This window comes from Pseudoxanthomonas sp. JBR18, from assembly GCF_028198165.1.
Lineage (GTDB): Bacteria > Pseudomonadota > Gammaproteobacteria > Xanthomonadales > Xanthomonadaceae > Pseudoxanthomonas_A.
This window is the reverse complement of record NZ_CP116339.1, coordinates 1,660,512-1,684,120: the sequence shown is the minus strand read 5'-3', so window position 1 is coordinate 1,684,120 and position 23,609 is coordinate 1,660,512. Positions and strand designations below refer to the sequence as shown.

Here is a 23,609-nt window from a genome sequence, read left to right as displayed (position 1 = left end):
GACGCAGCATCGAGATGCTTTCCCAGGCGCCGTCAGGCCAGATTGAGTTGCCAGCTCACGCCAAAGCGATCGTTCACCCAGCCGAAGCGCTGGCTGAAGCCGTAATCGCCCGGGGGCATCAGCGCGGTGCCGCCTTCGGACAGCGCCGCCCAGGCGCGCTCCAACTCGGCCAGGTCAGCGCATTCGACGAACAGCGACAAGGACGGGGTGAAATCGAAGGCGTGCGTCGCCGGCGAATCGATGCAGGCCAGCGCCTGCCCGGCCACGGTGAAGCGCGCGCGCATCACGCTGCCTTCCGGCCCCGGGCCCTGCGCGCCATAGCGCAGCACCTCGTCGATGCGCGAATCGGCAAACAGGCCGGTATACAGCGCCATCGCCGCCTCCGACTCGCCGTGCTGGAACATAAGCTGGGGAATCAGGGAATGGGCCATGGCTCCGGTCTGCGGGACGGGGTGTGCCGGATCATGGCGCAACGCGCTCCAGCGCGTCGAGATCGCTGCCCACCACCAGGGGCAGATGCGCGGTGAGGTGTTCGATGGGCCAGTCCCACCAGGCGATGGCCTCCAGCCGGGCGATCTCGGCCTGCGAAAAGCGCGCCTTGATCGGCCGGGCCGGGTTGCCGCCGACAATGGTGTAGGCCGGCACGTCGGCGGTGACCACCGAGCGCGCCGAGACGATCGCGCCGTTGCCGATGCGCACGCCGGGCATCACCAGCGCTTCGTAGCCGATCCACACGTCGTGGCCGATCACCGTGTCGCCCTTGTACGGCAGCTCGCCCGGCTGCGGCATCACCTTCTCCCAGCCATTGCCGAAGATCTGGAACGGATAGGTCGACAGGCCGGACAGCTTGTGGTTGGCGCCGTTCATGATGAACTTCACGCCGCGCGCGATCGCGCAGAAGCGGCCGATCACCAGCCGGTCGCCGATGAAGGGGAAGTGGTAAAGCACGTTGCGCTCGAAGCCTTCCGAATCCTCCGGATCGTCGTAGTAGGTGTATTCGCCGACCTCGATCAACGGATTGCGCACGATGTTGCGGATGAAGCACACCTGCGGGAAGCCGGCCATCGGATGCGCGTTGTCGGGGCTGGGTCCATGCATGGGGCACGCCTGGTCATCGGAAGCGCCCGATGGTAGCCAACCGCGCGCGCGTCAGGCGCCAGGCGGAACCTTGGCAGGCGACTTGCGGGCCGCGGCTTGCTTGGCAGGGGCTTTTTTTGCCGCCTTCGGCTTGGGTACCGGCAGCGCGTCGGCCGTGGCGCGCAGCAGGCGCTGCAGGGCGTCGGTGTCTTCCAGCGCGTCGGCCAACAGGTAATGCGGCTTGGCCGATGGATAAGGTGGCTGCTCGATCACCTCGTGCAGCAGCGCGCGACCGGCGGCGGTGGGCTTGAGGAAGACCTGGTTGTCGCACACCAGCGCGACCACCTTGCCGTCCAGGTACAGCGCGTATTCGCCGAACATCTTCTTTGCTTCCAGCGCCGCACCCAGCCCAGCCTGGGCATGCACGTAGTCGATGAAGTCCGCGTCAGTCGCCATCTGAGTGCCTCGATCAGGGAATGCCGTTGCCGGCGTGCGCACGATAGCCCGGCCGCGTCTCCAAACGTGCGATCCAGGCGTCCACCGCCGGCAGCGCAGGACGCGCCATCGGCGTCATCCGCCACCGGTTCGCCGACAGACCCAGCACGATATCGGCCAAGGTGAAGTCGGCGCCGGTCACGAAGGCGCCGGTGGTGGCCAGCTGCGCATCCAACACGGTCATCAGCCGATTCCACGCCGCGACGCTGTGGTCGATCACGGCGGCATCCTGGAAGGCCGGGCTGTGCCGCACCAGCGCCATGAACGCCGGGCGCCAGGCGCTGTTGAGATCGGTGGCCTGCCAGTCCATCCACTGTTCCACCCGCGCACGCGCCAGGGGCTCGGCCGGCAACAGGTCGTGGCGCTGCTGGCGCGCGGCCAGGTAGCGGCAGATGGTGTTGGACTCCCACAACACCGCCGTGCCATCGATCAGCACCGGGGCCAGGCCGTTGGGATTGAGCCGCCGCAGCGATTCGGCATCGCCGGGCGCCTGCATCGGCGCATGATCGATCTGCAGCGCCAGTTCCTCGCCCAGCCACAGCACCTTGCGCACGTTGATCGAGGTCGGCTTGCCCAGCAGTTTCAGCATCGAGGTGGCTCAGTCGCGGGCGCTGTGCCGGCACACGCCGGCCAGATCGATCATGTGCATTTCGTGGCCCCAGGGGAAGTCGGCCCGCCCGTGCCCGGGAAACTCGGCCTCCCTCGGCTGCACTTTGGCCACGCCGATGCGCAGCATCGGGGTGGGCCACGTGATCCTGGTACAAGTCCTGCGGGATGAAGGACTCAGACTCGCCACGACATTCGCTTACCTCGCCGGCGTCCCCTACCTCGACGAAATCCAGCGCGGCGAACGACCCTCGGCTGGCGCCGTCGTCGGCGCGGCCGGGCACGAACCATCACAGCGGGTTCGACCCTGTGGTGTCCGTCCGCTGGGCCTCAAGCCGCCGGCAGCGGCAGGCCGGCGGCGTCCTTGACCGTGCGCAGCACGAAGCTGGAATTGACGTCGGACACCCCGGAGGCCGCCAGCAGCTTGTCCAGCAGGAAGCGCGAGAAATGATCCAGGTCGCGCACGGCCACGTGCAGCAGGTAGTCCATGTCGCCGGTCAGGGCGTGGCAGGCCACCACCTCGTCCCAGCTGGTCACCGCCGCGGCGAAACGATCGATGGCCGGCGAATCGTGCTCGGCCAGCTGCACGCGCACGAAGGCCTGCAGGCCCAGTCCGAGCGCGCGCGCATCCAGGCGCGCGCCGTAGCCGGCGATCACGCCGGCCGCCTCCAGCCGCTGAGTGCGCCGCAGGCAGGCCGAGGGCGACAGGTTGATCTGCGCGGCCAAATCGGCATTGCTGGCCCGCCCCTGGGTCTGCAGCAGCGCCAGCAGGCGAAGATCCGTGCGGTCCAGCTCGACTTTTTCGGCCATATGGCGCGCCGCAACATTCATTGACGCAACAAGATTGCGCCAATCTGCGCATAGCGCGCAAGTTTCGCAAGCCTGTTGCGCGGCCTTGTCGGTACGGTGGAAGGCCGGATTCGTATCGGAGTTCCGCCATGAACAGCGCCCCGCGCCGCGTCGAAAACCAGCTGACCGACAAGGGCTACGTGCCGGTCTACACCACCGCGGTGGTAGACCAGCCGTGGGGCGATTACAGTGCGGCCGACCACCACACCTGGGGCCAGCTGTTCGAGCGCCAGCGCGCGCTGCTGGTGGGCCGGGCCTGCGAGGAGTTCCTCACCGCGCAGGACGCGATGGGGATGACGCCGCTGGAGATTCCGCGTTTCGACGACCTCAACGTGGTGCTGGGGGCGGCCACCGGCTGGCAGCTGGTGGGCGTGGAAGGTCTGCTGCCGGAGCTGACCTTCTTCGAGCACCTGGCCAACCGACGCTTCCCGGTGACCTGGTGGATCCGCCGGCCCGAGCAGATCGACTACATCGCCGAGCCGGACCTGTTCCACGACTTGTTCGGCCATGTACCGCTGCTGATGAACCCGCTGTTCGCCGACTACATGCAGGCCTACGGGCGCGGCGGGGTGAAGGCCCATGCCATCGGCCCGGAGGCGCTGGTCAATCTGACCCGCCTGTACTGGTACACGGTGGAGTTCGGCCTGATCAACACGCCCGAGGGGCTTCGCATCTACGGCAGCGGCATCGTCTCGTCCAAGGGCGAGTCGCTGTATTCGCTGGAGTCGCCCGCGCCGAACCGGATCGGGTTCGACCTGGAGCGGATCATGTGCACCCGCTACCGCATCGACGACTTCCAGAAGACCTACTTCGTCATCGACAGTTTCGAGCAACTGATCCAGGCCACCGCGGTGGACTTCACCCCGCTCTACGCCCGCCAGGCCCCGCGTGAAGCGCTGCCGGCCGGACGGGTGCAGGAGGGCGACCAGGTGTTCCACCGTGGCACGGGCGAAGGCTGGGCCGAGGGTGGGGATGTTTGAGGGATGGGTTATGAGCCAGGTTGGCTTATTTCCATTTGCTGAAGGATGCGCACTGGCATGCAACGCTTCCGACCCTAGAAGTTGTAATTTGAGCTGAGCTGGCCTTATTCCTCGTTAAACACATTTCGAATAAATTTCTGCATAATTAAGCAAGCGACGGCTAAAACTTGTCTTAACTAGATATTTAGAGGACGAATTTTTGTATGGCCATCTCAGAGCGCACATCAAAGATTGTCTGGGGTCAATGTGCTGCTAGGTGCTGCATATGCAAAAACGATCTTCTCTTCGAAGTCGACGGAGTTATAGCTTCGCTAATCGGAGAGGTCGCCCATATCGTGGGTGAGACCGAGGTTGCGGCGCGCGGCACATCATCCCTTTCTTTAAAGGAAAGGAATGATTCGGCGAACCTTCTTCTGCTTTGCCGTGACCATCACAAGATCGTAGACGACAGCCCGGTGACATATCCTGTCGAAGTCTTACACGAACTTAAAGAAGAACACCTTGCATGGGTTGCGTCGAGCCTATTAAAACCTCGCGCATGGCGCTCAAATATTTCACAACTTACATACATTAATGTTCCTCGCCTGTGCGAACAGGCGGAGATGTGTGGCTATCACGTTGACTTGAGTAGCTACAAGAATAATCAAACACTTCACAGTCTTGGATGGGAGTTGAATCGTGTTATGGCCGCCTTCCAAGCGGTTCTCAGCCATTTATCCATAGACGCGATTCCAGTACGAGACCTGATTCTGCATGAAGCAGCAGTGGGTGCAGCCATCTCATTTGATCGGCAGCGCGTACGCACAAAGAACGTACCCATGGACGTTCTTAATGATCCATCAAAGCTGCGGAAGTTCACGGGCTCCCTCACGAAGGATCCCCACATTTACTGCCAGCTTGGTGATTTTAAACTGGTCATGCTTATAGATCCTCGGTGGATAACGACCTCCACCGCCTTTACTTTATTTCGACCATCTTCGGGTCAAAGTGTTTTTGCTGGCATCGGGCGTGTTACTGGAGTTGATTACGAGACAAGGATCGTCACGGCGACGCCTTGGGTTCTTGGGCTTCCTCATAGCCCACTTGAAGACGCCATAAAGGAATCGGCCGCTAGTCGGTCGGCGTTGGTCGCACCTTCAGCCTCACTCGACTCCCTCGTCGACTTAGCTAGGGGCAAGAAAAATAAACTCTATTTCAGTTCCCCGCCGACTCAATGTGACCTGTGCCAAAGGTCTCTGGCGACTGATAAGTACATGATCGACGGAGCGGTGAAGGATTTAGGAGGTGCATGGGCGTGCATGTGCGCAGATTGTTTCAACAAGCGCGGACAAAGGATCGGCTGGGGATATGGCCAACTTTACTTACGTGACGATATTGGTTGGCTTGAGGTTGCCGGCTTCAGGCCGCCATAAAACTCCGATAGCTCTATTATCCGAACAGCCATGGAGCAGTTCGGCTCCGAGCAACAGGTTCAGGTTGACTTGAGAGAACGGAGACCAGCAGGCGAGCTCGTATGGGCGCGGGGTCTACAATCCATTAAGGCGCTACGTGCTCATCCTCGTCGGCGGATACCTTGTACGCCTCAGCCAAATTTCCAGAGGCCCGGTTGGTATAGCAGTCTGAGCCTGCATTAGGCTCAGACTCTACGCAAACCAAGGAGTGGAAAGATGACACGATGGATCGTATTTGCCTTGTGGCTGTTGGCTGGTACCGCCGCAGCGACGTCAATCGTGCGCATTCCGATTGATGCGGTACTGGCAAAGGCCGACCATGTGTTAGTCGCCACCATTGTCGAGGTGGACATGGTCGATCAACACGGGCGGCAGGTCACTGATCGCGATGCCGTGACCGGGCCAGGATCGACCAACGCGATCCGCTACAAGCTGCATGTCGAAGACGTGCTCAAGACCAATGCCACGCACGTGCCCGCAGTCCTGGTAGTCAACGAATGGGGTGGCTGGCACAAGAAGCTCGGCCAGGAGATCAGGCTCAAGCTGGGCAGCCGAAGCGTGTATTTCCTGAGCGGACCTGATTTCCATCCGGCAGATGTCGCGCAGTTCCGCTATCGACTGGATTCACCGGAGTGGAAGCAGCTGGGCCTGGGAGATTGATGGGTCAGGCACGACCTGAGAGCAGCACATTGCCCACGCCGAACTGGTCACAAGGCTCGTCGTGGGAGCGGCTTCAGCCGCGATGGAGCCTTCCCATCGAACTGCTGCACTGAGGTGTTATTCCCCTGGCGGTGTGCGGGCCTGATCGAGGCTGGAGCCGCTCCCACAAGGACCGCTTCGCCCCGACCCTCACCCCAACCCCTCTCAACAAGAGGGGACTAATGTCCCGGGGGAGAGGGGCTCTTAAAGTCAGCGCGCCAGCCACCCGCCATCGACGGGCAGGATGGCGCCGTTGACGTAATCCGAGGCGCCGCTGGCCAGGAACACCGCCGCCCCGCCCAGGTCGCCCGGGGTGCCCCAGCGTCCGGCGGGGATGCGCTCCAGGATGGACTGGTTGCGCGCGGGGTCGGCGCGCAGTTGGGCGGTGTTGTCGGTGTCCATGTAACCCGGGGCGATGGCGTTGACGTTGATGCCCTTGCCGGCCCACTCGTTGGTCAGCAGCTTGGTGATGCCGGCCAGGCCGGACTTGCTGGCCGTGTAGGACGGCACCCGGATGCCGCCCTGGAAGGACAGCATCGAGGCCACGTTGATCACCTTGCCGTGGCCCTGGGCGATGAAGTGCCGGCCCACCGCCTGGGTCAGGAAGAAGGTGGACTTGAGGTTGACGTCCATCACCGCGTCCCAGTCGTCCTCGGTGAAGTCGACCGCGTCGGCGCGGCGGATGATGCCGGCGTTGTTGACCAGGATGTGCAGGCCGCCGAGGGCTTCAAGCGTCTTGGCGACGATGCCGGCGATGGGGTCCAGGCTGCCCAGGTCGGCCTCGATGCCGAGGAAGCGCCGGCCGGCCGCCTGCACCAGCGCACCGGTTTCCTCCGAAGGGCGCCGCGCGACCGACACCACGTCCGCGCCGGCCTGGGCCAGCGCCACGGCGATGCCCTGCCCCAGTCCCACGTTGCCGCCGGTGACCAAGGCGACCCTGCCTTCCAGGCTGAAAGGATGACTTGCCATGTACATGACTCCGTAGCGGACGCGGGGGCTTACTTGAGCTGGCAGATGTCCAGCACGTGCATGTCGGTGTAGTCCAGGTTCTCCCCGCCCATCGCCCAGATGAAGGCATAGTTGGAGGTGCCCGCGCCCATGTGGATGGACCACGGCGGCGAGACGACGGCCTCGTTGTTCTTCATCACGATGTGGCGCTGGGCTTCCGGCTTGCCCATGAAGTGATAGACGCGGTCGTTGTCGGACAGGTCGAAGTAGAAGTACACCTCGCTGCGCCGGTCGTGCAGGTGCGGCGGCATGGTGTTCCACACGCTGCCCGGCTTGAGGATGGTCAGGCCCAGCAGCAGCTGCGAGGACTGGCAGGTGGCCGGCACGATGTACTGGTAGATGGTGCGCTCGTTGCTGGTCTCCAGCGCGCCCCTTTCCAGCGGGACCGCGTCGGCGATGGAGATCTTCTTGGTCTCAAAGCGCGCATGCGCCGGCGTGGAGGCCAGGTAGTACAGCGCCGGGTTGGCCGCATCGGCCGAGGCAAAGCTCACGTCCTTGCTGCCCATCGGGATGTACAGGCCATCCTTGGGGGTCAGCGTGTACTCGGTGCCGTCGACCGTGACCGTGCCGGTGCCGCCACCGACGTTGATCACGCCCAGCTCGCGCCGCTCCAGGAACGGATGCCCGGCGGCCGAGGCCGGCTCGGTCTGGTCGGGCAGGCGCAGCGGCGTGGCACCCGGGCTGACGCCGCCGAGCACGAAGCGCTCGTAGTGGGTGTACTTCATGACCACCTTGCCGGGCTCGAACAGACCGTCGAGCAGGTACAGGTCGCGCAAGGCATCGTTGTCGACGCCCTCGATGGCGGCCGGGTGGGTGGCGTAGTGGGTCTTGCAGTACATGGCGTGCTCCGTAGCGGGGGGCGGGCACCGGCAATCGGCGCCGGCCGTGGGCGGACCGCGTCAGTCTAACGATCTTTGGCTACCGGTGTCATTGCGCGGTGCACGACGTGCCGGCGATTTTGAGTCTGAGGTAGGAAGGCGGGTTGGGCGCCTGTGTGGGAGCTGCTACAGCAGCGATGCGGCTCTCCCGGTGCAATCCTCAGGCTCTGGTGCCCGCTGGCACATCGGAAAGTTCTGACCGACTCCTGCGAACGATCCCGATACCCGCCGCTGCCGCATGCACCTAGCCTGGCGTGCATGCCGCCTCCTCACTCCCACCATCTGCGCAAGGGACGGTTTTCCTCGCCCGGCCAACGTTATCTGGTGACCTTCACCACGTACCGACGCCTCCCCCACTTTCGCCACTGGTGCCACGCCAGCAACACCGCCCGTCATCTCGCCGACCCGGCACACTGGGGAAGCGCCCGTCTGCTGTGCTGGGTGCTGATGCCGGATCACTGGCATGGCCTTCTGGAGCTTGGAGAGGAATCGCTGGGCCGTGCGGTGGGCCGGGCCAAGGCGGCCGCGAGCCGGGCCTGGCGTGCCGAGAGGCGTGATCGAACGCCGTTGTGGGCGCAAGGATTCCACGACCATGCATTGCGACGGGAGGAGGACGCGCTGGCGATCGCCCGCTATCTCGTGGCCAATCCCGTCCGGGCCGGGATCGTGAAGCGTGTGGGCGACTATCCGTACTGGGATGCGATCTGGCTTTGATGATGGGGCTTGGGTCGCGGTCACTCCCCCATGAAAGCTTCATCGCCGCTGTAGCCGCTCCCACGGAGCAGTCCAGGGAGCGCTGCACCATCCGCCGGCAAGGTCAGTCTTCCGGTGGCTGGCAGGAATCGCGCACCACCAGGTGCGGGCGCACGCTGGCGGCCGGCAGGGTCGTGGGCGAGCCTTCCGGCTGGATCAGCATGGCCGCGGCCATGCGCCCGGTATCGCGGGTGTTGCGGCGCACCGAGGTCAGCGGCGGCCACAGCCGCGAGGCCAGGGGGCTGTCGTCGAAGCCGACGATGGACAGTTCGCGCGGCAGGGTCATCCCCGCGCGCAGGGCCACCTTGTAGGCGCCGGCGGCCATCTCGTCGTTACCGGTGAAGATCGCCGTGGGCCGTGCGCCCTTGAGCAGCAGTTTCTCGGCCGCGGCCACGCCGGATTCGAAGGTGTAGCCGGCCTCGATCACCCGCGCCTTGGGCAGCTCGATGCCGCGTCGGTTGAGCGCCTCCAGGAAACCCGCGGTGCGCTCCTGGCTGGAGCGGTAGACATTGGGACCGGTGATCAGGCCGATGTCGCGGTGGCCCAGCGAGAGCAGGTAATCGGCCGCCTCGGTGGCGCCTTCGCGGTCGTGGGTGACCACGGTCGGCGAGGTCGAATCCAGCGGCAGCGAGGCGATGCGCACGTAGCGGCAGCCGATCTGGGCCAGCATGTCGGCCAGGGCCTGGTCCTCGGAGGCGCGTGGCACCAGGATCACCCCGTGCAGCTTCTGTGCCTGGACGAAGCGGCGCACGCCCTCGATGTAGCCGGGGCTGCGCGTATCGCACGGATGCACCACCAGCTCGTAACTGGAACCACGCAGGGCATCCAGGGCGCCGTTCTGCATGTCCACCACGTATTGCGCGGTGGGATTGTCGTAGACCATGCCGATCAGGAACGAGCGACGGAACGCCAGGCCGCGCGCCAGCGGATCGGGCGAATACCCCACCTCGCGCATCAGCGCCTGGACCTTCTCGCGGGTATCCGGCCGCACCAGCGGCGAATCGTTGATGATCCGCGACACGGTCTTCTTGGACACCCCGGACAGGCGCGCGATGTCGTTGATGGTCGCCACGCGCCCGTCCGGCAGCCTCGGCAGCGTGGGCGAAGGCGCATCGGCAGCTTTCTTGCGCGGCATGGCGGGGCCCGTAGCGTGGAAGGGAGAGATTCTAGCCGGTCGCCGGCGCCGCGCCGGCGCGATCCGGCGCGCGGTGGCGGACATCACGACAGGCACCTGCCCGATTCGGACCGGCGGCTTCGCCCAGGTCTTGCCGTCGGGATGCGCCTCGAAGCGCAGGCGCGTTGGTGACTCAGGCCCGCATGAGCTCCGGCAGCCACATCGACAGCTGCGGGAAGAAGGCCACCACCAGCAGGACTGCCAGCGCCGCCAGCCAGAACGGCCAGATGCTGCGCATGCACTCGGCCACCGAGATCTTGCCGATGGCCGTGCCGATGAACAGCACCGAGCCCACCGGCGGGGTCACCAGGCCGATGCCGCCGGTCAGGACCAGCACCAGGCCGAAGTGGATCGGGTTGATGCCGTAGGCCTTGGCCACCGGCAAGAAGATCGGCGTGCAGATCAGGATCATCGGCGCCAGGTCCATGAAGGTCCCCAGCACCAGCAGCATCACGATGATCATCAGCAGCACCGTGATCTTGTCGTGGGCGAAGGACTGCAGGAATTCCACCGCGTGGGTGGGCACCTGCAGATAGGCCAGCAGCCAGCCGAACACCGCCGCGGTGGCGATCACGAACAGGATCACCCCGGTAGTGCGCGCCGCGTGCGACACCGTGGCCAGGAAGATGCGCCAGCCCAGCTGCCGGTACAGCAGCGCGGTCACGCCCAGCGCATAGAGCACGGCCAGCGCAGCGCTCTCCACCGCGGTGAAGATGCCCGCGCGGATGCCGAAGAAGATCAGCGCCACCAGCCCCAGCCCCGGCAGCGCCGAGACCAGCCGCAGCAGCACCGCGCGCGCACCGGGGAAAGGCTCGGTGCCGTAGCCACGCCGGCGCGCCACCGCATAACCGGTGCCCATCATCGCCACGGTCATCAGCAACGCCGGGACGATGCCGGCGGCGAACAGGTCGGCGATGGATAACCCGCCGCCGGCCGCGGCCGAGAACAGGATCAGGTTGTGCGAAGGCGGCACCAGCAGCGCCACCAGCGCGGCGGTGATGCTGACGTTGACCGCGAAATCGCGTCCGTACCCGCGCTGGACCATCTGCGGGATCATCGTGCCGCCCACCGCCGAGACATCGGCGATGGCCGAGCCGGAGACCCCGCCGAAGAACAGCGAGGACAGCACGCTGACCTGGCCCAGGCCGCCACGGAAACGCCCCACCAGCGAGGCCGCCAAGGCGATCAGGCGCTCGGAGATTCCGCCGCGCAGCATGATCTCGCCGGCGAAGATGAAAAGCGGGATGGCGATCAGCGACGCCGAGCCCACCCCGGCCTGCATCTGCTGGACCAGCACCACCGAGGGCAGGTCCAGGTACAGCAGGGTCGCCAGTGCGGCACCGGCCAGGGCGAAGCCCACCGGCACCCCGATCACCAGCAACACCATGAACAATCCAAACAGCAATGCGATCGCCATCGCTTAAGCCTCCTTGTCCTGGCCCACGCCGACCAGCACCCGCACCAGGCGGAACAGCGCGAACACCGCGATCAGCGCCCCGCCCAGGCACAGCGGCGCGTAGTTGATGCTCTGCGGCAGCGGCGCGCCAGCGGTCTTGATGTGCAAGCCGTCGGCCAGCAGCACCGCGCTCCAGCCAGCCAGCACCACGCCCAGGGCCAGCATCACCAGCGGTGCGATGGCCTCGAACACCCGGCGCAGGGCGGCCGGGGTGCGCTGTGCCAGCAGGAAGAAGCCGAAGTGCCGCGCCTCGTGCACGCCGCAGGCCGCGCCCAGGCTCATTGCCGTGCTCAGCAGCAGCAGGGTCACCGGCTCGGTCCAGCTGGGCGAATCGTTGAGCACGTAGCGGGCGAAGACCTGCCAGCCCTGCACGGCGACCAGGGCCAGCAGGGCGGCGGCGGCGATGGCGATGGCCGCCGAGGCCAGGCGGTCCAGCGCGCGCTGCACGCCAACCAGCGGCGGGGCGGAGGAGGCGGCATGGACGTGGGGCATGCGCATGGAATCCTCAGGCGAAGTCGCGGATGCGACGGTAGAGCGGCTCGATGCCGGGGAGCTGCCGGTAGCGCTGCACCAGCGGCGCGGCGGCGGCGCGGAAGGCCTCCATGTCCACGTCGTTGAAGCGCACGCCGGCGGCCTGCACGGCCTCGCGCGCCGCCGTTTCGGAGGCGTCCCACAGCTGGCGCATGACCGGGACCGAGTCGCGCGCGGCCGCGACCACGCGGGCGCGGTCGTCGGGACGCAGCTGCTCGAAGCTGCGCCGCGACATCAACAGCACGTCCGGGGCGAAGGAATGCTGGCTGCGCGACCAGTAGTGCGCGGCCTCGAAATGGCGGCTGGAGTGGAAGCTGCGGATGTTGTTCTCCGCGCCGTCCAGCATGTGCGTCTCCATCGCCTGGAAGGTCTCGCCCAGCGACATCGGCGTGGGGTTGGTGCCCAGCATGCGCATCAGCTCGATGAACATGTCCGAGGCCGCCACGCGCAGCTTGAGTCCGTGCAGGTCGCCCGGTTCCACCAGCGGCTTGCGCGTGTTGTAGAAGTTGCGCGCGCCCGAGTCGTAGATCGCCAGACCCACCAGGTCGCGGGTCTCGAAGCCGCGCAGCACCGCGTCGGCCACCCCGCCGTCCAGCGCGCGGCGTTGGTGCTCGGTCGAGTCGAACACATAGGGCAGGCACAGCGCGCTGGTCAGCGGGAAGGCGTTGTTGAGCGCCCCGGCGTACACGCGGGTGATGTCGATGGCGCCGAAACGGGCCATGTCGATGGCCTCGGCCTCGCGGCCCAGCTGGCCTGCGTGGTACATGCGCAGGCGCAGGCGGCCGTCGGTCTCGCGCGCCAGGCGCTCGCCCATCCAGTTCACCGCCTGCACCGTGGGATAGTCGGCCACGTGCACATCGCTGGCGGTCAGCAGTTGGCCGCCGCCGTCCAGGCGCGTGACCGCCCGGCCCAGCGTGGGCAAGGTGGCCAGCGCGCCGACGGCGGCGCCGAGCATGGTCCTGCGAGTGATCATGGCGCCCTCCCGCGCGTGTTCACTCCATCGTCCGCAACCCTAGGCGGCGATGGCCCTGCATGGAATGTCGAAATATCCCTCGAACCGCACCAATGCCTGCTGGCCGATGCGGATGTCGTGGATGCCGGTGGCGTTGCCGGTGGCGATCAGGTCGCCCTGCTTGAGCGGACGTCCGCGCTGCGCCGAGCGGCCCAGGGCGAAGGCGAAGGCCGCGCGCAGGCCGCCGGGCAGCAGCCGCGCGCCGCCGGTGCCGACGCGGGTGCCTTCGATGAAGGTCTCCGCGCGCAGGCCGTCCTCATCCAGGGCCTGCCAGTCGGGCACCTGTGGCCCCAGGATCAGGCCGTTGTTGTTGCCGAAGTCGCTGACCACCACGCGCGGGCCCAGCTGGTTGATGGTGGCCAGCGGGCTGCTGGCGATCTCCACGCCCAGCAGCAGGGTCGAGGCGATGGCCACGGCCTGCTCGGGCGTGTAGTGCAGCTGGTCGGCCGGCGCGTCCTGTTCCAGGCGCAGCACGTACTCGGCTTCGACTGCGGCAAAGCCGCCGTCGAATACCGGGAACTCCACGATGGCACCGGTGGCATTCCAGAGCTGGCGCGCGTAGATCGGGCCGAGCAGGCGCTCGTCGCCGCTGGCGTCGCGGCGCTCGGCGGCGATGTAGCCGACCTTCCAGCCGACCACCGTATCGGGCCACTGGGCAATGGCCAGGTCCTGCACCTGATACGCGCTGACCAAGTCTGGCGGAATGGTGCCAGGAAAATCCGGCAACGATTGCCCCGCCTGGCGTGCCTGCACGAAGGCGTGCGCGATCGCCTCGGCGTCGGCGGGCAGTGCTGCGGAAGAATGGCGTTCCTGGCTCAAGGCGATGTCCCCGTTGGCGGCGAGCGTTGCTGCACTGCCCATCGACAGCGCCTGTGGTCGATGTATATGGTAAACCGGTGTCATTGGCAATGTGCACTGCGACATCGCCGCATGACGGACCTGGCGTCGACGACCTTGGGAGGGGTTGCCATGCAGCAGACCGGAATCGTCCACCGCGTGCTGGCGTGCCTGCTCGGCGGGCTGCTGGCCGCGGCGGCGGCGCACGCCAGGCCCGTACCGGCGGCAGGAGGCGAGACGCCCGCCGAACAGGCCTCGCGCCTGATGCTGTGGCCCGGCCGCCTGGCGCCTGGCGACACCGCTTTGGCCGGCGCCGAGCACATCGTCGAACGCAGCGCCGACCCGGCGATGCCGGACCGCTACATCGACCGGGTCAGCCATCCCTATCTTGTCGTCTACCGGCCCGCGCGGCCCGATGGCAGCGCCCTGCTGGTCGTCCCCGGCGGCGGCTACCAGCGCGTGGTCCTGGACAAGGAAGGCAGCGCGCTGGTGCCGGACCTGGTCACGCGCGGCGGGGTAACCCTGTTCGTGCTGCGCTACCGGCTGCCGGCCGAGGGCCATCCCGATCCGCGCGAGGTGCCGCTGGCCGATGCACAGCGCGCGATCCGCCTGATCCGCGCCCATGCCGCCGAGTACGGCGTCGATCCGCACAAGGTCGGGGTGATGGGGTTTTCCGCGGGCGGCCACGTCGCGGCCAGCCTGGCCACCCGCTTCGATGCGCGCGTGTATCCGCGCGTGGACGCCGCCGATGCGCTGTCCGCGCGACCGGACCTGCAGCTGCTGGTGTACCCGGTGATCGACCTGGGGCCGCTGATCGCCCATCCCGGCTCGCGCCAGCGCCTGCTGGGCGCGCACCCGGACCCGGCGAGCATGCGCGCCTATTCGGCCCAGAACACGGTCACCGCCGCCAGCCCGCCGGCGTTCCTGCTGCACGCGCAGGATGATGACGTGGTCCCGGTGGCCAACACGCTGGTCTACGCGCAGGCGCTGCTGGCGCACGGCGTCTCGACCGAGCTGCATGTGTTTCCCCAGGGTGGGCACGGCTTTGGCGTGCGCGGCACGACCGGCCTGACCGTGGCCGCCTGGCCGCGGCTGGCCCTGGACTGGATGCGCTGGCAATACGCCACGCGCGATACGAACAAGCAGGAGGATTCCCATGCACCATGAAGACGGCAGCCGCCGCGCGTTTCTGCGCCAGGCCTCGCTGGGCGGCCTGGCCCTGGCCACCGCGCCCCTGTGGCCGGCCGCGGCTCGCCCGCTGGGCGACGCACCTATCGCCACCACCCGCAGCGGCCAGATCCGCGGCGAGCTCGATCAGGGCATCGCCGTGTTCAAGGGCGTGCCCTACGGCGCGGACACCACGGCGCGCCGCTTCATGCCCGCCCTGCCCGAGCAGCCCTGGAAGGGCGTGCGCCAGGCCACTACGCTGGGTGCGGCCGCACCGCAGACCGGAACCGAGGAGCCGACCAGCGAGGACTGCCTGTTCCTCAACGTGTGGACCCCGGCGCTGCGCGATGGCGGCAAGCGGCCGATCCTGGTCTACATCCACGGCGGCGCCTTCAACAACGGCTCGGGCGGCGACCCGCTCTACGACGGGGTCAACCTGTCGCGGGCCGGCGACGTGGTGGTGATCACTGTCAACCATCGCCTCAACGCCTTCGGCTACCTTTATCTGGCGCAGTTGGGCGATGCATCCTTCGCCGAGTCGGGCAACGTGGGCCAGTTGGACCTGGTGCAGGCGCTGCAGTGGGTGCGGCGCCACGCCGACGAGTTCGGCGGCGATGCCGGCAACGTCACCCTGTTCGGGCAGTCCGGCGGCGGGGCCAAGATCGCCACGCTGATGGCGATGCCCGCGGCCAAGGGCCTGTTCCACCGCGCCTGGACGATGAGCGGCCAGCAGGTCACCGCCTGCGGCCCGCGCGCGGCCACCCAGCGCGCGCGACTGCTGATGGACGCGCTCGGAGTCAAGGACGCCGCCGCGCTGCGCACCCTGCCGGCCCAGCGCCTGCTCGACGGCATGGCCACGCGCGATCCCTCGCGGGTGGAGGACACCGCGCTGTACGTCGGCCCGGTGTTCGATGGCGGCGTGCTGCCGAGCCATCCGTTCTGGCCGACCGCGCCGCTGCAGTCGGCGCGGCTGCCGATGGTGATCGGCAACACCCATGACGAGACCCGCGCCTTTCTGGGCCGCGATCCGCACCACTTCGAGCTGAGCTGGGACGAGGTGCCGGCGCTGCTGGAGCGGCAGCAGTACGTGGACCTGCTGCCCTCGATCGTGGTGGCCGGCTACCGCCAGCTGTATCCGCACTACAGCCCCTCGGAGGTGTTCTTCGCCGCGACCACGGCCGGGCGCTCGTGGCGCGGGGCAGTGGAGGAACTGGAGGCGCGTGCACGCCAGGGCGCGCCGACCTGGGCCTATCAGCTGGACTGGTACGACCATGACGGCGAGGCGGCCAAGCTGCGCGCCTTCCACACCCTGGATATCCCGCTGGTGTTCGACAACATCGCCCAGCCTGGCTCGCGCACCGGCACGGGCGAAGGCGCGCAGCGCATGGCTAGGCAGATGCGCGACACCCTGCTGGCCTTCGCCCGCCACGGCGACCCCAACCACGCCGGTTTGCCGGCCTGGGCGCCGTACTCGCTGGCCCAGCGCGAAACCATGGTCTTCGACACCCCCAGCCGCCAGGCGCACGATCCCCGCGGCGGCGAACGCCGACTCTACGCGCAGGCGCCGTTCGTCCAGCGCGGGACGTTCTGATGGCGGCCAGGGCGACGCGCACGGCGGGGATCTGCCTGCTGCTGGCGGCGGCCGTTGCGGCCTGCGCGCCGATGCCGACGCGCGAGTCGGGGCACGCCTTCCCACCGCACACCGCCTTCGTCCTGCCCGCCGCAGCCGCGCCGGTTGCAGAAGCGCCGCTCCCCCAGGTGGAAGGCCTGAGCCGGGTGACCTTCGCCGGCTTCGACGCGCTGCGACTGGAGGCGCCCGGCGGCACCGCGGTCGTGGCCCTGTTCGGCGGCCACCTGCTGTCGTGGGTGCCACGCGGTGGGCAGGATGTGCTGTGGCTGTCGCCCGACACCGCGCTGCCACCGCAGCCCATCCGCGGCGGCGTGCCGGTGCTGTGGCCGTACTTCTCAAGGCAGGGACAGACCGCGGCGTTGCCCGCGCACGGACTGGTGCGCACCCTGCGCTGGCAGGTGGTGGAGGCCAGGCGCGCGCCCGACGGCACGCTGACGTTGGTGCTGGCCCCCCCGCAGCCGGTGCCCGGCCTGGCGCTGCGCATGACCCTGCGCGTGGGCCAGGCGCTCGAGCAGACCCTGACCACCACCAATACCGGGACTACGCCGGTGCGCTTCACCCAGGCGCTGCACAGCTACTACCGGGTGGGCGATGCGATGCAGGTTCGCGTGGATGGGCTGCAGGGGGCCACGTACCGCAACAAGGCCGAAGGCTTCGCCGCCGCCTACGTGCAGCAGGGCCCCTGGTCGCTCACCGCCGCCGGGGGCCAGGTGGACCGGATCTACACCGGCACCGATAGCCACTACGTGCTGGATGATCCGGTGCTGGACCGGCGCATCGTCCTGGACACCACCGGCAGCCACAGCCTGGTGACCTGGAATCCCGGCGTGGACGCGCAGACCCGCAGTCCGGACATCGGCTCCGGCTGGCGCCACTACGTGTGCCTGGAAACCGCCAATGCCGGTGACGACGTGGTGGTGCTGGCGCCGGGTGCCCGGCATCGGCTGGGGTATCGCGTCACGGTCCAGTCGCGCTGAGCGGCCTTACGCGCGCGCCGGGCGAATCCTTCTGCGCCGGGTCGGTGACATCCGCCTTGCGATGATCCGCCCTGCATCTCCCACGATGCCGGCGGGCGGCCTGGATTCCTGATCGACGGCGACGCGCTCAACTGCGGTGGGACGATGTGCACGACGCTCCCCAGTCCGCTTCGTGGGTCAGTCGCACTGCCCGCATCAGGAAATGCTTTGCGACGAGCAAACCTGTGCGGCGCATGCGCATCGGCGTGGCCACCACCGCCGAGACAACCGCCTGCACCGTCCGCTCGCAGCCCCGCTGCTAGGCTGATGCGCCCCCTGCCCGGAGCTCGATTTGGATCTGGAACGCACCTACCCCGCCTTCCTGTTCGACATGGACGGCACCTTGCTGACCTCCATCGCCGCGGCCGAGCGCGTGTGGACGCGCTGGGCGCAGCTGCACGGGCTGGACCCGGGTTTCGTCCCCAGCATCCATGGCGCGCGGGCGCTGGACACCGTGCGCCGGGTGCTGCCCGACGCCGACGCGCAGGCCGAGGCCGCGCGCATCACCGCCTGGGAGATCGAGGACGTGGACGGCGTGGAAGCCATCGCCGGCGCGGCAGCCTTCACCGCCAGCCTGCCGGCGCACGCCTGGGCGATCGTGACTTCCGCCCCGCGCGAACTGGCCCTGCGCCGTCTGCAGGCCGCCGGACTGCCCCCCGCCCCGGTGATGGTCACCGCCGAGGACGTGGAACGCGGCAAACCCGACCCGTCCGGCTACCGGCTGGCCGCCCAGCGCCTGGGCGTGGACGCCGCGCACTGCCTGATCTTCGAAGACGCGCCGGCCGGCATCGGCGCGGCCGAGGCCGCCGGTGCCGAGGTGCTGGTGATCACCGCTACCCATGCCGGGCACGTGGACACCCCACACCGCAGCGCGCGTGACTTCCTCGGCCTACAGGCAGAGGCCAGCAAAGCCGGCCTGCAGCTGCGCGAGCGCGCAGGCTGAGGCGAGCGGTCCTGTTCCCCTCGTGGGTGGTCCTGTTCCCTGTAGAGCGCAGCTTGCTGCGCTGAAGCTCTCGCGAGGATCCGGTCGAAAAGGGCAGCGGCGCAAGCGCCGCGCTACGGGGACTCCGCGGTTGGCGCGGTTCCCTGGCGCTGCGGCAACCCCACGCGGTTGTTGCGCAGAGTCACCTCGGGCACCTGCCCCTCGGTGACCAGGCGCAACTGCGCGCCTGAGATGTCCAGGCCGGCCGGCAGCGCCAGGCGCACCTGGGCCGTCTTGGGCTGAAGGTCGCGCGGCGCCTGCAGTGCCGGGAACGCCGCCTGGGCCAGGACCTTGCCCTTGGCGTCTTCCAGCAGCACCTGCCCCGCCGGTGCGTCCAGGTGGCCCAGGCTGTGCACGGTCACCGTCAGCGCACCATCGGTGGTCTGCACATCGCCAAAGCCGATGCCTAGATCGGCACGCTGCTCGACCGGCGTGGCTGCCGGCGTGACCAGCTCCAGCTGCATCACCCACTGCGCGCCCGGCGGGAATCGCACATCGACCGTCCCGCTCTTCTGCCAGTCGAACTCGCGTGTTGCACCCTTGCCGTCGATCTTGCCATCGCCATCGCGGTCCACGCCGGTGGTCATGCGCCAGCGTCCGGCGGCGATGTTCCAGCCGGCCATCTGCGCGGCCTGCGCCTGGTCCGAGAGGTTGTAGCCGATCACGGTGAAACGCTCGCGCGTGGGCCGCGGCACCAGCAGGGCCACCTGCACGGCCGCCTGCGGATCGTCGAAGCGCCAGCTCACCGTATTGCCCTGCCAGGTCTGGTTGCGCTTGAGCCCCACCCCGCCCAGGCGCACATGCTGCAGCCATTCGGTCGGGGATTCGACCCGGTCGCTCCACCACTGCCCGTCGGTGTTGAGGTAGAAGTCGCGTTGCTTGGCGCGCGCTTCCTCGCGGAACAGGGCCGCCAGCTGCGCGGTGTCGCCGCTGTCCTGCCAGGCCACGTAGCGGGCGAAGGGCGAGGCGTCGTCGCGCTTCGCGCCAGCGGCGATCTTCGCGCCCCAGGTGTCGCGCTTGCCCAGCACGTCCAGGTAGTTCTCGGTCAACAGCGACAGCCCACCCGGGCCGGCGCGGTCGACGCGGTAGTCCAGCGGCTTGAGGTACTTGTCATCGCCGCTGAAGCGCCAGGCCGCCCAGAAGGTGTGCATCAGCTCCGAGCCACCGCTGCCGTCGAACAGCTCGCCGCCACGGGTGGCGCCAGTGGCCCAGTTGATCTCGTTGGGCAGTGCCCACTGGCCCTTGGCATTGGTGTAGGCGTGGGCCAGATAGCCATCGGCCAGGCCGGTGATCATGCCGCGCGCGGTGGGGTCGGCGTTGTAGGCGCCAAGCTGCATGATCGGGTGGACGATGGGGAACGAGTACGGCTTCTGCCACTGCCAGTTGGGCTCGCGATAGACCTTGCGCCCGCCGAACCAGTTGCTGGAGAACAGCAGGTTGCCGTGCGGATTGACCGTGATGATGTCGGTCAGCGCATGCACGGTCTTCATGATCCGCTCGACCGTGCGCGGATCGCCCCAGTTGAGGTAGAGCAGCTCGCTGTTGAGGTTGATGCCCTCCTCGTAGCTGTGCAGCTCGTCGGTCTCGATGGTCGACAGCCCGTTGGTGAACATGCCGTTGCGGTAGTTGGCCGCGGACAGGGCCAGCAGCGAGGCGTTGAGCTTGTCCGGGTCCACGCCCATCAGCGCCAGGCCCGGCCATTGCTGGGTCAGGTCGGTGTCATCGGAGATGCCCCCGCCGAAATCGCCGTAGTCCACCTGGCGCTGGTCGATCCACCAGTTGGCAAAGGCCCGCGACAGCTTGAGGTCCTCCAGCTGCCAGAACGCCCAGTCCGGCACGCCCTTGGGCGGCGTGGGCTGCTCCACCGGCAGCGGGGCCTGGTTGTCGTAGCTGATGTCGTTCCACAACACCCGGCCCAGGGCGTGGTCCGGGTCCACGCGCAGCAGGTCGTGCATGTCGCGTTCCAGGCGCCGGTACAGCCGCTGCCGGCGCGAGGTGGTGTGTTCCTCGACCAGGAAGCCCCAGTTGTCGCGGGCCTGGTTGAAGCGGTCGGCGGTGTGCTCGGCCAGGGCCTGCGCGCGTGGCTTGAACACCAGATGCACGCCGGCGCCGTCCAGCGCGCGCGCATCGAAGCCCGGCGCGGCCGAGGCCACCGACAGCATCAGGCTGTGGTCGTCCAGGATGCGGTCGCGCGTGTCCAGCCACAGCGTGCGCGCCTGGCCGGGCTTCACCGAAACGCTGACATCGATCAGCTTGCGCGCCGGCCAGATCGGGTCGGCCACGCTGATGTTGAGCGGGATCAGGCCATCCTCGGCAGCCGGCAGGTTCAACGCCGGCAGGTCCAGCGCGATGCCGTCCAGGCCATCGTGCATGTTGGTCCAGCCATAGGCCCAGCTACGCATCAGCGGCTGGTCCGGCGGCGGATCGCCCAAGGTGGAAGGAATCAGCACGTGCACCAGCGGGCGCAGGTCGCCAGCAGCCTTGGCCGTAGGGCGCGGACGCGCGGGGGCGCGCTGCGGCAGGGCCACCACGGTGCTGCGTTCGGCGGCCGGGTAGCGTCCGGCGATGTAGGCACGCAGCTCGGCCAGGTTGTCGTAGTCCGGGGCGATATCGGCCTGCACGGTGTAATCCAGGCGGGCGCTGCCCTTGGGTATTTCACCGGCGGTCACGTTATAAGCCCAGATTTCCTGGATGGGCGTTTCCTGCGCGACGTTGGTGAAGCGCAGGTGGCCGCCGCGGTGGGTGGCGAACTGGTCGACGCTGCGCACCACGCCTTCGGGGCGCTGGAACAGCGGCGACCGCGCGCCGGCCTTGTCTGGTGCGTAGCTGGCCTGGCCGTAGGCCGCGCCGCGCAGTTCGATGCGGTTGAACGGCTCGTCGGGCAGGGTCAGGTCCAGCGCCTTGCCGCCTTCCACGTAGACGTTCCAGTCCGGCAGTTCGAAATAGTCGGTGCGCCCGGGCAGGCGCGAGCGGTTGTACACGCCGGGCCAGGTGGTCTCGTCGATACCGTCGGTGCCCTTGAACATCCATTCCTTCCGGTCGCGCGCATCGGCGAACTCGACTTTGCGGATGCGCGTCACCGGTGCATCCAGCACCGGCGGTGCGCCGCGATCCCAGCCATAGCGATGCCGCCACACCTGGCCTTCATCGCGCGCGGCCACCGCGGTGGTCGGCTCGCGCAGCCGGGCCAGCGCAGTGGCGCCGGCGGCGTCGAGCATGTGGTCGTAGACGCGCAGCTCGTCGAAGTCGCTGCCGCGCAGGAAGTTGTAGCGGCTCTGCACCTGGTGCGGCGACATCACCCGCCCGGCCAGGCCGAACTGGTCCAGCCCCGCATCCAGGTCCAGGGTGGCGTCCTTGCGCGCGACCTCCTGGCCGTCCACGTACAGGCGTACCCCGAGGGTCTCGTCCCAGGCGAAGGCGATGTGGGTCCAGGCATCGGCCGCCGGCGGGGTGGGCATGTCGAAGGACACCCGCGCCCGGGCCAGGTTGGCGTCGGTGACGAAGGCATCGAAGCCATGCCCGTTCCAGTCGATGCGCAGCCAGGCCATGTCCCAGCTGCTGTGGTCGGCGTAGCCGGCGCGGAAGATCACGAACGGCGCCTGTCCCACCGCGTAGCGCGGGCGCCAGAAGAACGCCAGCGTGCCGCGCTGGGTGTAGAGGTTGCCCGGCGCCTCCCAGGACAGCACGCCATCGTCTGCCCATTCGATCGCCTTGCCGGACTTGCCGGTGTCGACCAGCTTCACCTTGTCGCGGAAGTTGGGCACCGCCTGGCCGCCGGCCACATCGGCATCGAAGCCGTGATCGGCCGACACGCGAAACAGCAGCTGCGGCGCCTGCGCTGCCATCACCGGGCAGGACAGCGTCATCGCCGATCCCAGGCAGGCCAGGCGGACGAGGTGCATCGCAACTGCTTTCAACATCATGTTCTCCGATGGGATCTGCCGACCCGTTGCATGTGCTGGCGGCGTGTTCGATCCGGTCTACGCATGACCGCTTCAGGGCCCTGCAAAGGGTTGCCAGTCGCCTAGGATGGCTTGCTCGGTATAGGCCAAGGCCTCCTCGCCGGACAGGTGATGGGACCAGGTCACCCGCTCTTCCGGGGCGGCGCCGGGGCCACGGCTTCCAAATTCGCCGTAGTAGCTCGTCGCTTCGGCGTCGGGCTTGTCCCAGTTGTGCCAACCCGGCACCACGATGTTCGCGCCCAGGTCGCTATCGATGAACACCGTGCGCGCGTAAGGCCGCCAGGGCCGGCCCAGGTAGGTGGTCCCAACGCCCTCGCCGCGGACGATGGCGCGGCGAAAGACATAGCCAAAGCGCTGCCCTTCCGGCGTGGAAGCGGCCGTGATGTAGCTGATCCTGCCCTTGGCCACGATGGTGCAGTCGTCGAACAGCGCCGTGGCCCCGCCAAAGATGAAGTCGATGGTGCCTTCGATGTAGCAATCCTTGAAATGGATCACGCTGCCGACATGGGTGTAGAGCGTGTCCTGGTTGCCCAGCAGACGCACGTTCCTGAAGGCTGCGTGCGGTGCCTGCACCGACAGGGCCAGGGCCTGGCCGACGTTGCCGGCGGTGTTTTCGATGGTCAGGTCTTCGGCAATGAAGTGGTCGCCGTACACGTACATCGTGGACGAGCCGCTGGTGCGCATGGCCTTGCCGGTCTTGGGGTCGATCCGGTCGGCGTAGTTGTTCCAGCTCAGCACCGTGGCGCCAGCACCGGCGCCCACGATGCTGACCATCGACTTGGCCTTGCCCACGGTGACCACGCCCGGATAGAAGCCCGCCCGCAGGCGGATCACCTGGCGTGTGCGGTTGCCATCGGGCACTGCGTCGAGGGCTTGCTGCAGCGTGGTGAAATCACCGGAGCCGTCGGGGGCGACCAGCCAGTCCTTGGCCAGGACCGGGTTGGCCAGCACCGCCAGCGTGATCAGCAGCGCAGCCTGGCGCCAACGCCGGCGTGGGCGCGCAAGGGACCGGTGGAACAGGTTGGACAGCATGTCGAGGCGCATCC

Annotated in this window: 23 protein-coding genes; 8 read left to right on the top strand and 15 right to left on the bottom strand. The window is 67.9% G+C overall.

What is annotated here, in order from left to right; all coding sequences use genetic code 11:
* Positions 1-32: 32 nt before the first annotated feature.
* From PJ250_RS07670 to PJ250_RS07645, 6 genes are all read right to left on the bottom strand, one after another.
* Positions 33-431, bottom strand: a complete 399-nt coding sequence (locus PJ250_RS07670) for a VOC family protein (RefSeq protein ID WP_271647992.1) — start codon at positions 429-431, stop codon at positions 33-35.
* Between the two features lie 31 nt (positions 432-462).
* Positions 463-1,098, bottom strand: a complete 636-nt coding sequence (locus PJ250_RS07665) for a Vat family streptogramin A O-acetyltransferase (RefSeq protein WP_271647991.1) — start codon at positions 1,096-1,098, stop codon at positions 463-465.
* Between the two features lie 51 nt (positions 1,099-1,149).
* Positions 1,150-1,533, bottom strand: a complete 384-nt coding sequence (locus PJ250_RS07660; RefSeq protein ID WP_271647990.1) for a TfoX/Sxy family protein — start codon at positions 1,531-1,533, stop codon at positions 1,150-1,152.
* Positions 1,534-1,546: 13 nt separating this feature from the next.
* Entirely contained in the window at positions 1,547-2,161 is a 615-nt protein-coding gene (locus tag PJ250_RS07655; RefSeq protein ID WP_271647989.1) for a glutathione S-transferase family protein, read from the bottom strand.
* Between the two features lie 9 nt (positions 2,162-2,170).
* A complete protein-coding gene (locus PJ250_RS07650; RefSeq protein WP_271647988.1) occupies positions 2,171-2,308 on the bottom strand; it encodes a hypothetical protein in 138 nt (45 codons plus the stop codon).
* Positions 2,309-2,508: 200 nt separating this feature from the next.
* Entirely contained in the window at positions 2,509-2,988 is a 480-nt protein-coding gene (locus PJ250_RS07645) for an Lrp/AsnC family transcriptional regulator (protein WP_271647987.1), read from the bottom strand.
* Positions 2,989-3,116: 128 nt separating this feature from the next.
* Here PJ250_RS07645 and phhA point away from each other — a divergent pair, with 128 nt between their 5' ends.
* The 3 genes from phhA to PJ250_RS07630 all read left to right on the top strand — a co-directional run bounded on the left by phhA (position 3,117) and on the right by PJ250_RS07630 (position 6,118).
* Positions 3,117-4,007 (top strand): phenylalanine 4-monooxygenase, encoded by an 891-nt coding sequence (gene phhA, locus PJ250_RS07640; RefSeq protein WP_271647986.1) that lies wholly within the window; start codon positions 3,117-3,119, stop codon positions 4,005-4,007.
* A 203-nt stretch (positions 4,008-4,210) separates the two neighbouring features.
* Positions 4,211-5,419, top strand: a complete 1,209-nt coding sequence (locus PJ250_RS07635) for an HNH endonuclease (RefSeq protein ID WP_333909509.1) — start codon at positions 4,211-4,213, stop codon at positions 5,417-5,419.
* Between the two features lie 255 nt (positions 5,420-5,674).
* Positions 5,675-6,118, top strand: coding sequence for a hypothetical protein (locus PJ250_RS07630; protein ID WP_271647984.1), 444 nt, complete (start codon positions 5,675-5,677; stop codon positions 6,116-6,118).
* A 249-nt stretch (positions 6,119-6,367) separates the two neighbouring features.
* On the opposite strand, the gene kduD is transcribed toward PJ250_RS07630, so the two are convergent.
* Both kduD and kduI read right to left on the bottom strand, forming a co-directional pair.
* Positions 6,368-7,126, bottom strand: a complete 759-nt coding sequence (gene kduD, locus PJ250_RS07625; RefSeq protein WP_271647983.1) for a 2-dehydro-3-deoxy-D-gluconate 5-dehydrogenase KduD — start codon at positions 7,124-7,126, stop codon at positions 6,368-6,370.
* A gap of 29 nt (positions 7,127-7,155) precedes the next feature.
* The gene (gene kduI, locus PJ250_RS07620) at positions 7,156-8,004 is read right to left on the bottom strand and encodes a 5-dehydro-4-deoxy-D-glucuronate isomerase (RefSeq protein WP_271647982.1); all 849 of its coding nucleotides are present in this window, start codon (positions 8,002-8,004) and stop codon (positions 7,156-7,158) included.
* A gap of 297 nt (positions 8,005-8,301) precedes the next feature.
* Between kduI and PJ250_RS07615 the strand changes: the two genes are divergently transcribed.
* Positions 8,302-8,757 carry an REP-associated tyrosine transposase gene (locus tag PJ250_RS07615; protein ID WP_271647981.1) on the top strand — a complete coding sequence of 152 codons (456 nt, stop codon included), beginning with the start codon at positions 8,302-8,304 and terminating at the stop codon, positions 8,755-8,757.
* Positions 8,758-8,860: 103 nt separating this feature from the next.
* On the opposite strand, the gene PJ250_RS07610 is transcribed toward PJ250_RS07615, so the two are convergent.
* From PJ250_RS07610 to PJ250_RS07590, 5 genes are all read right to left on the bottom strand, one after another.
* Positions 8,861-9,931: a LacI family DNA-binding transcriptional regulator gene (locus tag PJ250_RS07610; RefSeq protein WP_271647980.1), complete on the bottom strand. Its 1,071-nt coding sequence runs from the start codon at positions 9,929-9,931 to the stop codon at positions 8,861-8,863.
* Positions 9,932-10,103: 172 nt separating this feature from the next.
* Positions 10,104-11,387 (bottom strand): TRAP transporter large permease, encoded by a 1,284-nt coding sequence (locus tag PJ250_RS07605; protein ID WP_271647979.1) that lies wholly within the window; start codon positions 11,385-11,387, stop codon positions 10,104-10,106.
* A gap of 3 nt (positions 11,388-11,390) precedes the next feature.
* The gene (locus PJ250_RS07600; protein ID WP_271647978.1) at positions 11,391-11,918 is read right to left on the bottom strand and encodes a TRAP transporter small permease; all 528 of its coding nucleotides are present in this window, start codon (positions 11,916-11,918) and stop codon (positions 11,391-11,393) included.
* Positions 11,919-11,931: 13 nt separating this feature from the next.
* Entirely contained in the window at positions 11,932-12,930 is a 999-nt protein-coding gene (locus PJ250_RS07595; protein WP_271647977.1) for a TRAP transporter substrate-binding protein, read from the bottom strand.
* A 39-nt stretch (positions 12,931-12,969) separates the two neighbouring features.
* The gene (locus tag PJ250_RS07590; RefSeq protein WP_271647976.1) at positions 12,970-13,830 is read right to left on the bottom strand and encodes a 2-keto-4-pentenoate hydratase; all 861 of its coding nucleotides are present in this window, start codon (positions 13,828-13,830) and stop codon (positions 12,970-12,972) included.
* A gap of 108 nt (positions 13,831-13,938) precedes the next feature.
* On the opposite strand from PJ250_RS07590, the gene PJ250_RS07585 reads away from it, so the two are divergent.
* From PJ250_RS07585 to PJ250_RS07570, 4 genes are all read left to right on the top strand, one after another.
* Positions 13,939-14,973, top strand: coding sequence for an alpha/beta hydrolase (locus tag PJ250_RS07585; protein WP_271647975.1), 1,035 nt, complete (start codon positions 13,939-13,941; stop codon positions 14,971-14,973).
* Positions 14,963-16,564 carry a carboxylesterase/lipase family protein gene (locus PJ250_RS07580; RefSeq protein ID WP_271647974.1) on the top strand — a complete coding sequence of 534 codons (1,602 nt, stop codon included), beginning with the start codon at positions 14,963-14,965 and terminating at the stop codon, positions 16,562-16,564. Before PJ250_RS07585 ends, PJ250_RS07580 begins: the two co-directional genes overlap by 11 nt.
* A complete protein-coding gene (locus PJ250_RS07575; protein WP_271647973.1) occupies positions 16,564-17,580 on the top strand; it encodes a D-hexose-6-phosphate mutarotase in 1,017 nt (338 codons plus the stop codon). The genes PJ250_RS07580 and PJ250_RS07575 overlap by 1 nt, the downstream gene beginning before the upstream one ends.
* A 331-nt stretch (positions 17,581-17,911) precedes the next feature.
* Complete coding sequence (locus PJ250_RS07570; protein ID WP_271647972.1) at positions 17,912-18,562, top strand: HAD-IA family hydrolase; 651 nt, start codon at positions 17,912-17,914, stop codon at positions 18,560-18,562.
* Positions 18,563-18,675: 113 nt separating this feature from the next.
* Here the strand turns inward: PJ250_RS07570 and PJ250_RS07565 are convergent, their stop codons facing one another.
* Together PJ250_RS07565 and PJ250_RS07560 are read right to left on the bottom strand one after the other, a co-directional pair.
* Entirely contained in the window at positions 18,676-22,503 is a 3,828-nt protein-coding gene (locus tag PJ250_RS07565) for a LamG-like jellyroll fold domain-containing protein (RefSeq protein ID WP_271647971.1), read from the bottom strand.
* Between the two features lie 93 nt (positions 22,504-22,596).
* Positions 22,597-23,595: a pectinesterase family protein gene (locus PJ250_RS07560; RefSeq protein ID WP_271647970.1), complete on the bottom strand. Its 999-nt coding sequence runs from the start codon at positions 23,593-23,595 to the stop codon at positions 22,597-22,599.
* Between the last annotated feature and the right edge of the window lie 14 nt (positions 23,596-23,609).